The sequence below is a fragment of the Rossellomorea sp. SC111 genome (assembly GCF_024733565.1).
Lineage (GTDB): Bacteria > Bacillota > Bacilli > Bacillales > Bacillaceae_B > Rossellomorea.
In genome coordinates this window covers 1-1220 of sequence record NZ_JANIOC010000034.1, presented here as the reverse complement: position 1 = coordinate 1220, position 1220 = coordinate 1, and the positions used below count along the sequence as shown (strand labels likewise).

The 1220-nt window shown below is 36.2% G+C and carries 2 protein-coding genes; both read left to right on the top strand.

All coding sequences use genetic code 11. The annotated features are described in order from the left end of the window. Positions 1–183, top strand: a 183-nt coding sequence (locus NQ095_RS22475) for a hypothetical protein (RefSeq protein WP_258265553.1), incomplete at its 5' end; no start/stop codon positions are given. A gap of 164 nt (positions 184–347) precedes the next feature. Then, entirely contained in the window at positions 348–521 is a 174-nt protein-coding gene (locus NQ095_RS22470) for a helix-turn-helix domain-containing protein (protein WP_258265552.1), read from the top strand. Positions 522–1220 lie beyond the last annotated feature (699 nt).

The window sequence follows — 1220 nt, the reverse complement described above, 5'->3', positions numbered from 1 at the left end:
ATGGTAGTTGGGGGATCTCCCCCTGTGAGAGTAGGACGTCGCCAGGCAAATGTGAAAAGAGTAGCTCATTGTGAGTTGCTCTTTTTTGTTTTGTTTTTGTTCGAAGAACATAAGGGTTTATTTTTTGATCTCTTCTCGACCGCTGCCTTCAGTGCCGATGGTAGTTGGGGGCTCCTCCTGTGAGAGTAGCATGTCGCCAGGCAATTGGGATTATTCTTCTTTTGTTTGGTTGTTTAAAAGTAGGAGTGTCGAGAGTACTTTACGACCCCCTAATTCCTTTGGACACTTTTGTACCAAAAACAGTACACTAGAACCATAAATATAGAGGAATCATGGAGGGCTGTTCCATGTCGAAAAAGATTGAAGCCTTAGAAGAAGTAAAAAGAAATTATGTACGGATGGCTTTAGAGAGTGGGAATTATTCATCTATTTCTCGAAAAGCTGGGATTTCACGGTCTACTTTGACAAGGTGGATCAGGGAATATGAGGATGAGGTACGTGATCAAATGGAGGATCCGTGAAGAAAACGTTAGGAATTAGGGGGTCAAACCGTTACTGCTAATGAAAGCCTTTCTGCCCTAAAATAGTAGTCGCAGCTAATAATTGATCTTCATCTAATTGAGGAAGAATCATCGGATTTTACTCATGTGCCTATTAAAATTATATAGTGGTACTAATAGAAAATAAATTGAAACCAAACTGTAGTATTTGCCCTTAATACATCTCCTTCATCTGGAGAAGATGACGTTTGATTGACTCCAGAACTAGAAGTTTACAAATCTCCTTATCTATCTTCTGTATTTATTCCAGCCCGAACAAACGAGATACTTTGTGCTATCAAAATCAATATATTACGAAATAGGTATTGTAATTATATTTAGGTTTGTGATAATATGGTTTTTCCGCCTTTAAACAGGGGTATAGATATTTTATAACTCTATTTTTCAAAGGCAAGATTAATTGTTTAATAACTAAACATTAATAATGGTTTTAAAAAACATTTAAAAAGAAGTTGACTTCTACGAAGTTAACTGGTAAAGTATTATTTGTTGCCGCAAACAAGCAACACACACATGAAAACTTCTTTTAAAAAGTTGTTGACTACAAGTTAACGATCATGTAATATAGTAAGGGTCGCTTCGAGAGGAGCACTTACACATTGAACCTTGAAAACTGAACAAAACAAGACAATACGTCAACGTTAATTCTAGATTTATTTT

What these genes read in the sequence shown, in the direction of transcription:
- NQ095_RS22470 (WP_258265552.1), top strand. Translation starts at nt 348, where the DNA reads ATGTCGAAAAAGATTGAAGCCTTAGAAGAAGTAAAAAGAAATTATGTA.